11 protein-coding genes are annotated in these 11488 nt (G+C 42.8%); 6 read left to right on the top strand and 5 right to left on the bottom strand.

Annotation, left to right across the window (positions count from 1 at the left end; all coding sequences use genetic code 11):
- Nucleotides 1-99: 99 nt before the first annotated feature.
- Both HC000_RS17405 and HC000_RS17400 read right to left on the bottom strand, forming a co-directional pair.
- Nucleotides 100-1713, bottom strand: coding sequence for a M28 family metallopeptidase (locus tag HC000_RS17405; protein ID WP_179808298.1), 1614 nt, complete (start codon nt 1711-1713; stop codon nt 100-102).
- A 257-nt stretch (nt 1714-1970) separates the two neighbouring features.
- Nucleotides 1971-2210, bottom strand: a complete 240-nt coding sequence (locus HC000_RS17400; RefSeq protein ID WP_011327707.1) for a hypothetical protein — start codon at nt 2208-2210, stop codon at nt 1971-1973.
- A gap of 300 nt (nt 2211-2510) precedes the next feature.
- Here HC000_RS17400 and HC000_RS17395 point away from each other — a divergent pair, with 300 nt between their 5' ends.
- Nucleotides 2511-2789 carry a YdcF family protein gene (locus HC000_RS17395; RefSeq protein WP_089367965.1) on the top strand — a complete coding sequence of 93 codons (279 nt, stop codon included), beginning with the start codon at nt 2511-2513 and terminating at the stop codon, nt 2787-2789.
- 134 nt (nt 2790-2923) lie between these two features.
- On the top strand, nt 2924-3643 hold the full coding sequence (locus HC000_RS17390; RefSeq protein ID WP_086998357.1) for a hypothetical protein: 720 nt from the start codon (nt 2924-2926) through the stop codon (nt 3641-3643).
- 101 nt (nt 3644-3744) lie between these two features.
- Here the strand turns inward: HC000_RS17390 and lipA are convergent, their stop codons facing one another.
- From lipA to ybeD, 3 genes are read right to left on the bottom strand one after another with little or no spacing between them, the layout of a single operon-like run.
- On the bottom strand, nt 3745-4710 hold the full coding sequence (gene lipA, locus HC000_RS17385) for a lipoyl synthase (RefSeq protein WP_011327708.1): 966 nt from the start codon (nt 4708-4710) through the stop codon (nt 3745-3747).
- Complete coding sequence (lipB, locus tag HC000_RS17380) at nt 4707-5360, bottom strand: lipoyl(octanoyl) transferase LipB (RefSeq protein ID WP_011327709.1); 654 nt, start codon at nt 5358-5360, stop codon at nt 4707-4709. Before lipB ends, lipA begins: the two co-directional genes overlap by 4 nt.
- A gap of 19 nt (nt 5361-5379) precedes the next feature.
- Nucleotides 5380-5658, bottom strand: a complete 279-nt coding sequence (ybeD, locus tag HC000_RS17375) for a DUF493 family protein YbeD (protein ID WP_011327710.1) — start codon at nt 5656-5658, stop codon at nt 5380-5382.
- 318 nt (nt 5659-5976) lie between these two features.
- On the opposite strand from ybeD, the gene gmtY reads away from it, so the two are divergent.
- Genes gmtY through HC000_RS17355 form a run of 4 tightly spaced genes read left to right on the top strand, consistent with a single transcriptional unit; the run spans nt 5977 to nt 11211 of the window.
- Nucleotides 5977-7434 (top strand): gamma-mobile-trio recombinase GmtY, encoded by a 1458-nt coding sequence (gene gmtY / locus HC000_RS17370; protein ID WP_179808297.1) that lies wholly within the window; start codon nt 5977-5979, stop codon nt 7432-7434.
- A complete protein-coding gene (locus tag HC000_RS17365; RefSeq protein ID WP_179808296.1) occupies nt 7434-10097 on the top strand; it encodes an integrase family protein in 2664 nt (887 codons plus the stop codon). Before gmtY ends, HC000_RS17365 begins: the two co-directional genes overlap by 1 nt.
- Entirely contained in the window at nt 10097-10774 is a 678-nt protein-coding gene (gene gmtX, locus HC000_RS17360; RefSeq protein ID WP_179808295.1) for a gamma-mobile-trio protein GmtX, read from the top strand. Before HC000_RS17365 ends, gmtX begins: the two co-directional genes overlap by 1 nt.
- Nucleotides 10774-11211, top strand: a complete 438-nt coding sequence (locus HC000_RS17355) for a VPA1267 family protein (protein WP_179808294.1) — start codon at nt 10774-10776, stop codon at nt 11209-11211. Before gmtX ends, HC000_RS17355 begins: the two co-directional genes overlap by 1 nt.
- The last annotated feature ends 277 nt before the right edge of the window (nt 11212-11488 follow it).

Below are 11488 nucleotides of genomic sequence, written 5' to 3'. Positions count from 1 at the left end.
GAATACAGGAGCCGTATACGAGGCCCGTACGTACGGTTCTGTGAGAGGGATGAGGCAAAAGCCTCACCCTACTCGATATGTGTGTTTAAAACGCAATTGCTAGCGCTTATCTTGCTCACGTTTTGTTTTAAAGTCAGACTCTGCTTTCCACTTTGGCCAATCGTTGCTGTTAGCCAGCTGTGTGGCTATATTAATGATCAGTTGGCTATCTTGCTCTACACCACCAAGCGACCAGTCGGTAGAGTAATCATCGGCTTCTTTGTGGTACTTATGAGTAATGTAATCAGGGTCGGTATCACCAAGGCTCATAAATAATAAACTGGGCACACCTTGCTTAGAAAGCGAAAAGTGATCAGAGCGAAAAAATAAACCATTTTGCGGGCGAGGATCCATTTTTACCGTTCGACCTTGTGCCTTAGCGGCCTTGGCTAAGTAATCTTCCATTTCAGAAAGCCCTTTACCATACTGTAAAACATAGTCAGTAGCGTCAAGTACGTTCATGCCATCAATATTTAATAAGCCAACCATTTGTTTAGTTGGGATCACCGCACCAGATGCAAATTCTTCTGAGCCAATTAGGCCAGTTTCTTCTGCGGTAAAATTGGCAAAAATGATCGAGCGTTTAAATGGCGTTTGTTGATGTATTTTACTCATTACTCTGGCAATTTCGAGCGTGGCGGCTGTACCTGATGCGTTATCTACCGCACCATTATAAATTTTAGGCCCGCTATCTGTTTGTTTAGTGCCAAAGTGATCCCAATGCGCACTAATTACAACGTATTCGTCTGGCAGTTCGCTACCGGTAAGTTGTGCTACTACGTTATGTGATTTTGCATGCGATACTTCATTTTTAAAAGCCAGGTTGGCTTTTACATTAAGCGGCAGCGCTTTAAAGTCAGCATTTAAAGCCTGTTGTTTTAATTGCTGATAGTTAAGGTTTGCAGCATTAAATAAGCGCTCGGTAGCCTCAAGGTGTAACCATCCCATAACGGGAAGTTTTGAGGTGTTGTTGGTGTCATCAATTAGCGTATATTTAGTACCCGTATTTGAGCTCTCTACCACGCTCCACGGGTAAGCTGCTGGTGCAGTTTCGTGCACTATAAGAACGGCAGCAGCACCTTGACGAGCCGCTTCTTCGTACTTGTAAGTCCAACGACCGTAGTAGGTCATAGCATTACCGGTAAACAGGCTGTCGTCTTGAGTTGCAAAGCCAGGATCGTTAACTAACACCACCACGGTTTTGCCTGTTACATCAAGATTTTTATAATCGTTCCAGTTATATTCTGGTGCATTAATACCATAGCCTACATATACCACGTCAGAATTACGCACATCAATAATGCTTTGTAGCTGCTCGGTACGGGCAGTAAAGTCTTTACCTGCACTAAAAGTGAGCTCACCAATAGTTAATTGCATATTTTGATCAGCAGTTACTTTTGCCATTTTTACCGGTTGTAAGTACTTATCGTTATAAGCACCGCTTAAACCAAACGCTTGGTATTGCTTAGTTAAATAACCAATTGTTTTTACTTCACCGGCTGTAAGGGGGCCACGACCTTCAAATTCGTCTGAGGCGAGTGTTTTAATGTGCTGTTTAATATTATTAATACTAAGTGCTTGGGAGTTTTCAAGTTTAGTTGTGTCAGCAGCTTGCTCTGAGCAACCTATGAGCGTTAGAAATAATAAAAGGCTGGTTGTTTTTATAATTGTCATAATAACTGAGGGTAGATAATACATAGCTAGACTATATACAGCGCGCTTTAAAGTGTCTATACAGGATAGAATTTTATAGACTTAAGTTTTAGCAGTTACACAATATTGAACTTAGAATTTAGGACTAAAGAGGGGGAGCAAGGAGCAAAAGTGAGTTGTGGCAATGTTATAAATGTAGGCCAAATTAATACTGCCCTAATAATAAAAACACCTCAGTGTTTATAATATTAAGGGCAATAATAGCCGCGGCTAACTAATTAAGCATCTGCTAATTTAACGCGGATTTTGCTTTTATCAACAGTTGCTTGGTTAAGGGCTTTAATTGCACCTTTAACTTCTATGTCGTTTGGCATTTCAACAAAGGCAAAACCTTTAGATTGGCCAGTTTCTTTATCAAGTACTAAGTTACAGGTAGTCACTTTACCGTGCTCTGCAAATAAAGTACGAAGGTCGTGCTCAGAAGTAGCACGAGATAAGTTGCGAACTAATAGTTTCATAATGAACCATGTTTTAAAAATAACTACCACGATTGTCTCAAGTAAAAGCCGATTGACCTAACGATAAATTGCGATCAGTAAAAATAGTTTAAACTTAATAGCTTCGTTTTGTGGTGAAGGACGACTAAATGAATGCGGTAATTATAGTTTTAGGTGCGGCCAACAGTAGTGACAGCCGTTTATCAGTAATAGCGAAAATCCGATGCGCTCAGTCATATCAAGCATATTTGCATAATCCCAAGGCTAAAATATTATGCACAGGAGGTTTTGGCGTGCATTTTAATACCACTGATTGCGCGCATGAACGATACACTAAATAATTATTTTATTGAGCTTGGAATACCTACAGTTGTATTTTTAGATATTCCATTAAGCCGCTTTACCTTTGAGAATGCTCTACTGGCTAAACCTATTTTAGCGAGTGCTAATATCAGCCATGCAATTTTGTTCAGCTCGGAGTTTCATATGCAGCGTGCGCATTATATATTTAACCATGTTCTACCAACATTAAATCTAACTTTAGTCAGTACTAAGGCACCATTACCAGGTATTAAATTATCGCAGTTGTATGGCCATTAATATGTAGTAATGATTAGAGAGGAGGAAAATATTCGGCAGTTTATTTTACCTAAGTTACCAACACTGGCCATACAAGCAACTAAAGCAAGATAGTAACCTGCCGATAGCTAGTAATAACGAACAAGGAAAATGATATGAAAGTTAATTCAAATGATACTAATTTAGCATCGCAGTTTATATCGAACGGTTCAGAAGTAAAAGTTAATAAACCTGCAAATGGTAAAGAGCAATTAAATAGTGAAATGGAGCGACTAGCTAAGGATATATATCATAAAGATCAGCCTAAAGAGCCAGAGCCGACTTATAATAAGTCAATGAAAATAATAACAAATAATGTTGTATCAACAAGGGAAGCAGAAGAAAAAGCGTTAAATAATATTCGAATAGCTACTGTTAATCTTTATATGCCGGGTGGTGAAGTTTCTAACTCGGTTGAAAAAATGTTTACTCAGTATGACAATATTATGACTGAAATAGCGGCTGGACAACCATCATTAGCGAATAAAGATTGGGGTATATCAATCAGTCAATTAGGTGAGCTAGAAGTTACAGGTTCAATTAGTGATAAAGAGAAAAGTCTTATATCTGAAAAATTAAATGGCAACGGGGATTTTGTGGCCGCAGCTAACGAGTTTAAATCGAGCTTTCTAGGGCATATTGACTTGGGAGTTAGGGGGTGGTCAAGTTACGACGTAAACGAAGATAATTTCTCCAAAATATTTGACTTAAAAGAAATCCTGGATAATTCGCAAGGCGGAGAAAGCTTTAAGCAGGCTTGGAATAAGGACTTTAGTTGGCTCGAGTTAAACGATAATATTTCATTTCAGCTTAGAAGAAAAGCAATTAAAAATTAAAATAATTCAATTATCCTTATTACTTATGGGTAATAAACTGCAACAAAAAAGCCGTTAATGACTATTGATCACTAACGGCTTGCTTAATTTATAAAAACGACTTATTTTACTTCTTTACCAGCCGCTTGTTGGTCAGCATGGTAGCTAGAGCGCACAAATGGGCCAGAGGCTGCATGAGTAAAGCCAATTTCATCAGCGTAGGCTTTTAGTGCATCAAACTCAGCAGGTGGCACGTAACGTTTTACTGGTAAGTGGTGCTTAGAAGGCTGTAAGTATTGGCCTACTGTAAGCATATCAACGTTATGGGCACGTAAGTCGCGAAGTACTTCTTCTATTTCGCTAATTTCTTCACCTAAACCAACCATTAAACCAGACTTAGTTTTAATCTCTGGGTGCGCTTCTTTAAAGCGACGCAGTAGCTCAAGTGACCATTTGTAATCAGCCCCTGGACGCGCAAGCTTATATAAACGCGGCGCAGTTTCTAGGTTATGGTTAAACACATCTGGTGGGGTTTCGATTAGTATTTCGAGTGCGCGGTCCATACGGCCACGAAAATCGGGTACTAAAATCTCAATAGTAATATTTGGGCTGTGCTTGCGAATTTCGCGAATACAATCGGCAAAATGCTGCGCGCCGCCATCACGTAAATCATCACGATCTACCGAGGTAATAACCACATAGCTTAGCTTCATGTCTTTAATTGTAAGCGCTAGTTTTTCAGGCTCAGTTGCATCAGGTGTTAATGGACGACCATGGGCAACATCACAAAATGGGCAACGACGAGTACAAATTGCACCTAAAATCATAAAGGTAGCTGTACCGTGGTTAAAGCATTCAGATAGGTTAGGGCACGAAGCCTCTTCGCATACCGAGTGCAGCCCATGCTTACGCATCGCCTGTTTAATGCCCTCAATACGCTCTGTTGATTTAGGTAAGCGAATTTTTAGCCACTCTGGCTTGCGTAACATTTCGTTTTTTTCTGTTGGTAAAACTTTTACGGGGATCAACGCCATTTTTGCTGCGTCGCGTAGTTTTACACCTGGTTCCATCTTGACTGGTTTATTCATTCGTTTTCAAACCCTTCAGTATGCTTAACCTGTGTTGCATTAAGCTTTTTAATCATGTGTTTTACCAGTCCTGCACCTGCTGTTTCTAGGTTTTGAGGACCCTTTAATTCTTTAGTTTGCACCATATTCATGCCTGCATAACCACATGGGTTAATGCGTAAAAATGGACTTAGGTCCATGTTAACATTTAATGCTAAGCCATGAAACGAGCAACCACGACGAACGCGTAAACCCAAAGAGGCTATTTTACTGTCGTTAACGTAAACACCGGGCGCATCGGCTTTGGCGTATGCTTGAATGTCGTACTCGGCGAGGGATTCAATAATACACTCCTCTAGCCAAGTAACTAATTCGCGTACACCAATTTTTAAACGACGTAAGTTAAATAGTACATACATCATTTGCTGGCCGGGGCCGTGGTAGGTTACTTGCCCACCGCGATCAACTTTAATCACTTCTATATCGCCGGGTGCGAGTAAGTGCTCGTCTTTACCTGCTTGGCCTTGAGTAAATACACTTTCGTGCTCTACTAACCAAATTTCATCCGCGCTATCGTCGTCGCGGGTATCGGTGAAGTCTTGCATTTTCTGCCAAATTGGCAAGTAACGCTGTCGGCCAAGTTGGCGCACGATTAAGGTGTTTTCTTTCACAACAAATCTCAATTATGGCTTAAAGCATGTGGCGTACGTCATCTAGATTACTGATCACGTTATAAATTTCTTCAATATGAGCGCCACTAGTAACGGTTGCAACAAGCGAAACTGATTCGTAATTACCTTTGCTACTTGGTTTTACTTTTGGGGCATAGTCGCCAGGTGCAATAACTTGTAACTTAGCTAAAATTTGATCCGTTAAGTTTACATTGGCTAAACCCATTATTTTAAATGTAAACGGGCAAGGGAACTCTAAATACTCATCAAATTTAGTATCTTTAACTGGTTGAACCACGACAGTGACTCCTCATACAAAAAAGTGTTGGCTTAATTTTGCTAAGTGGCAAACCCTAAGCTTAATACTATTGGGCTAATGGCAATCTGAGTTAAGCTTGTTTGGCTGTGCCAAAAAAGTTACAACTCAACATAATTGACTTATATGGGGCGCATTCTAGCATTTTTCAAGCAAAAAAAAACGCCTCATAGCATTATATATAGTACCTTGAACTATGTATATTGTGTATTAAGGCAGAGAAATCTGCCTTTTTATTTGACAATAAACGCTTTAGCGCTATAGTGTATTGTATGTTTAACGTGTATAAAGGGATGAACCTTGTCATCGGTTAAAGTCAAAGCAACTATCGTAGAAGATAATACTGGCATTAAAAGTCAGCTCCCCATCTTGATCACCGAACAAGGTGAAGTTGGTTCAGTTACCGATTACTTGCTAAAGATGGAAGCTGATGGTGCTAGTAATGCTTTAATGAATGGTTTTATACAAGCCACTTCTTTGCTCTTGGATTACATGGAAGCCAACAAAGGATTATTTGAAGATCCTAAAATGCTATTCCAAACCTTTGCTAAGCGTCTTTACACAGGCACCATCGGTGAAGATGGTTTAGATCCCTCTGGCTTGTACTGGGTGCCAAGCTCAACTGATAACGTCAATAAACATATTCATCGATTAACGGCATTTACTGATTGGCTGGCTAACAAGCTTGGCGAAGAGTCAATGAACCCTTTGCGAGATGCCACACCTCATGAGCAACGCTTGAATTATGCGGCATGGTATCGAAAAAAACAAAATGACTTCCTTGGGCATATTGAAGATAAAACCGTTAATAGAACCATCCGTAAAGCTCGCACAATGAAAGGACGCACTCCATTGACGAAAGCCGAAGACGATGCTTTAGCATTCCCAGATAAGCATTGGGAATCATTCTATAAAGATGGTATTGGCGGAGCAAAAGATCCGCGAGTTGCGTTGAGAGATAAGCTTATGTTGCTCTTAATGCACGGTGGCGGTTTGCGTGAAAGCGAAGCTATTATGCTGTGGGTGACTGATGTACTTGAAGATCCGTATGACCCTGAAAAAGCGATAGTTCGAATTTACAACGAAGTCGATGGTAAAGCACCCGAAGGTTGGCGTAGTCGCTCAGGGACAAAAACCAGAGAAGCCTATTTACAAGAAAAATACGCTCGTATACCACGCAAACGAATGAAAGGCACGGCATACGTTGGCTGGAAAACAAGAGTTGTAGACCATCGAGATAACTACATACAAGTTCAGTGGTTTCCAACGGATTATGGCAAGGTTTTTATGTCACTGTGGAAGAGCTACCAAAAATATCGAGCCAGTATTGACTGCCATCACCCCTATGCGTTCATTTCATTCCATCACAGCGCCCTTGGAAACCCATACACTTTGAATGCGTTTCACCAAAGCTATGCGGCGGGATTAAGGCGCATTGGCTTAGAGCCAAACAAATCGGAAGGGTTAGACCCGCACGGTCATCGTCATAGTTATGGCAGACGCTTAGAGCGTTCAGGACTTAACCCGTTGGTGATACGACGATGTATGCACCATAAATCACTGGAGTCTCAAGTTCCCTACACAGGTAAAGGGCAGCAGGAAATCTCCGATGAACTCAACAAGGCCACGCTACAACTGGCAAATCCTGAGTCCAAAGTAAAATCGCTAGATTGGAAAGAGTTGGTCGAGCACGGTTTTGACGATATTGACCCGCAAGGCTATTTCACAGGCAAGCATCCGAAATTACGAGGTAAATAATGGCAAAAAAAGGCAAGAAACGTGACGGACGTGCATCGGACTTAACGTTTAAATGGATGCTCACCACCCTTGGCCCTGAGTGGGAGCAATGGCAGGAATTAGCCGCTGAGTGGATGGCGACACAGCATGCGGGAGTTGACCACAAGCGTCAAGCGTTGGGCCGTTTTTTTGAGTCCTACCTGTTGGAGTGCGCTCCCTATGCAACTGATGTTGGTCTGTTTTTCAAGGGCTACAATGGCCATATCTGCTCCACTGAAGAGCTAGAAGCTACTGTGAGAAAAACTATTAACGCCCCCGAGGAAGTATTAAGATCTATCAACCACCCCTGTGACTTCATTAATTACGTCATTGAACATCATCTATCTGAAGAAGATGATAGCGGCAACTTAACACCACTGGTTCGCAATCCGCTGAGCAAAATTAAGATGCAATTCTCACACACTGAAACCGTACGTAACCCACTTCCGTATCGCTACATCCAAGACCTGCGCCAAATTCTGTGTCCATTGCCAGACAAAGCGGAACTGACAGTGATTGAGCAAAAACTACCACAAGGCGAGTCGTTACTGCCTAGCTATCACTACCGCCATTTCAAGCATTGGACATGGGCACAAGAGCAGACAGGGCAAGGCAAAACAGGTGGAAGTGGCGATTGGTTTGAAGTTGAGCCTGACTTGATTGATAAAACCGACCCCGATTGCGTGTGGCGTACCAAAGAGGTGACTAGAGATGGTAAAAGAATCACCCTCCACCAAATCTGGTCACCTGTCAAAGCGATGGTTATATTTATGAAGCTGCATCTGCCACTGCGCATCTATCAAGTGCGTATGTTAGACAGTGGTGAAGCGGATACGTGGCGTTATGAAAGCGGTCATTGGAAGCTCAATGACAAGCATGACTTTGCGCTCGGTAGCGAAAAACGCCCTTTTGGTAAAGGCATCTTTCGTCGCATACACGACACCACGACAGGGCAATATTCCACAGGTTTGTATATCAACACCAACAAAACCGCTGACCAAAATAAAGACGAACTTGAGCGGGGTTACATCATCCCTTGGCAGAATGAGGAAGTATTATATTGGCTGGAAAAACTGCGTAACTGGCAGGAAAAATATAACCCTATAGTTAAGCCGACAGACTGCACCACGCTGTTAACTAAACATACTTCGAAAAAGAAGTCACAAACCCAGCTAGAGAGCATGGGTGAAGTCGCCTTTCTCTTTCGGGATGCATCAGCAAACGGTGATGATAAATACAAACCGATAATTACAGAAGCGATGAAATCTTTCTGGTATCAACTCTTGCTAACACTGGAAAACCAGCTTGCTGAGCAAGGTAATACGCTTGATAATGGAGAGCGACTTAAACTGATTGTGGATTACCCAGAAGGCACTCCAGAAAGCGCTAAGGTTGCCACGAATCACCCCCTGCACAGCTTGCGCGTATCGCTGATAACTGCCTACACGATGGATACCCAATTGCCACTACCTGTCATATCCAAACTACTGGCAGGGCACTCACGTATCCTAATGACCATCTACTACAACAAAATCACCCCGTCCGTGATGGCGGAAAAAATGAGTGAAGCCGAAGGGGAGCTTGAGGGTAAAGCTAAGCAGTCAGTGCGCAACTTCCTTAAAGATGCCTCACTAGCACAAATTCAATGCAATATGGTCTACCATAAAGAAGACAGTATTCAGGCAGCCCTGGTTAACCGTAACCCCATCGGCTGGGAGGAGCGTTCATCTGGCCTATGTTTGGTCGGAGGCAACACCGTAAAATCCGATGAAGTCAGTACGCTGGGCGGGTGTTGGAACGGTGGTGAGTTGATTAGAGATTCAAGTATTCCCGCTAATCGCACCTATAGCAGCGTGCCGCATGGCCCTGAAAATTGCATTCGTTGCCGTTGGTTTATTACCGAGGCGCGATACCTGCCAGCGCTTAACGCTCAGTTTAATCAACTCAGTTACAAGGCGCACCAAGCGGCTAACCTATCGGTTGAAATCGAGGGTGAGCTAGAAGCACTCAAAGACGAGCAGTTTTTCTGTGAAGAGCAAGGCACACCCTTTACCAAACATAATGACATGCAGGTTCTACAGCGCCGCTATGAAAAGCAACAAGTAGAGGCCGATGAATACACCAAAGACTGGATAGCGTGCTTCGAGCTAATCAGCAAAATCATTCGTGTCGAGGAAGCCAGAAATGAGGATGACACCAAAGATAAGCTGATTGCCGTGGGTGCGGAGCAAGATATCAGCTACGCCTTGAAGTTTATCGAAACCGACTCAGAGCTTTTACACCTCTCCTTGCTATGTGACGATGCCGAATTCTTCCCTGACTTGCAGGATGAACTTCGTAAAACGCCCGCCATTCAAAAGCGCTCCATTGAACTTAGTCGCATGCTGATGAAAAAGGGTTTTGAACCTATCTTCTTGGAAATGGATGAGAAACAGCAGCTAATCGCTGGTAATGCCATTCTACGCCAAATGGCAAAGATAGCCGACCCTGACGATAAAATGGAAGGCTACCGTAAAGTGGCTAATTACATCGAAGCGGGTGAATACCTTGAAGAAAACAAACTATTTAGTGCAGGTATGAGTGCGCTCACTGGTAAAGCATTGCACCTCGAAAATCTCACCCAACCTGCGCTCTTGGAGGGTTAATGGAGATTAATATTGATATCATCTTGGCTGACCTAAAAGACGACAAAGTGCCAAGAACCCAAAAAAACCTAGATAAGCTTAACGACATACTGAAAGCCTATGTAGAATCGGGGCAGCGTGATTTCTCCATTACACAAATGGGGCGAGTATCAGCAGCAGAGGGTGGCCCAGGTTACGAAGCGTTACGAGCAACCAAAAACAAGCACTACCGCACCTTGATTGAAGCATGGGCAGCAAAGTGCAAAACAACCACCAAAAAGCCGTTATCGCCAACCTCACGCTCTAAGTCTGTTCCACAGGATAATAAACTGCTTGAGCGTATTCCAGACACTGCGGTACGGGCTTTGTTTGGTCAGATTATTGCCGAGCGCAACCGTTATCGCAAAGAGGTTAATCTGCTAAAACAGCACGCGAATATTACCATTGATAAGCGTCCTGTACGTCAGTTTGATGCAAGCGCAGAGCCGAGTGTTGAAGTCTTGCCTTCACTATCTGGCATCTTGACCGAATCCGAGAAGAAAGCCTTAGCCTACGCTATCTCTGACGAATGTATGGAAAAACATAACTGGCAAACCACACAAGCTGGCCAAGTAAAAGACATGGAATACAACATAGAAATATTCCCTAGAGGCTTTGCGACAGGTCTACGCAAGTTGTTAGGTGAGGTAGATGATTAATGGCGAACGGTCCGCAAAGAGCGCAGCAGAACCTCGAAGCATTTGAAGTATGGCAAGCCACTCAAACTGATGATGACTTTAAGCAGATCGCCTTTAAAGGCAAGCTCAACCGCATCGAAGTAGCAAAAGGGGTCGGTTGCGGCAAGTCTGCCCTTAACCAAAATCCAGCGCTTAGAAAAGCGCTCAAGGCATTAGAAGACAAACTGCGTGATAAAGGTATACTCCCGCCACTGACCGAATCTGCAAGGAACAGTGCTGACAAACCAAAGCAATACGACAACACGGCTAATCGCAAGCTGCTCGACTCAAAACGAGTATCGACCTTAGAGGCTGAAAACATTGAGCTAAAAGCCAAAGTTAAAGAGCTGGAAGGTAAACTAGAGCGGTTTGGCGAACTGAATGAAACCTTGTCAGAAATGGGGTTCATGCCACGATGAATGTTGCACTCCATCAAGACCAAATGCGTGTCACGAGTATTCCTTACAGCTCTACCAAAATGGTGATATTCAGTAAGCGTCTAGCGAACCACACCTAGCATCGATGTTCTGATTATCTAAAAATACCTGCTCAATGATAAATTCGGAGCAGGTGATGAAAACTTACAGAACAAGCGCACAGTGGCAGCAGCTTTTGCTGAAACGCAGTACGTTTAGTGGTACTAATATTGAATTCTGCCAACACCATAATGTCGCTATTACGACTTATTATAAACAA

It is taken from the genome of Pseudoalteromonas sp. MIP2626, from assembly GCF_013414205.1.
GTDB lineage: Bacteria > Pseudomonadota > Gammaproteobacteria > Enterobacterales > Alteromonadaceae > Pseudoalteromonas > Pseudoalteromonas nigrifaciens.
The sequence above is the reverse complement of the archived record's forward strand: the minus strand, read 5'-3'. Positions and strand labels throughout refer to the sequence as shown.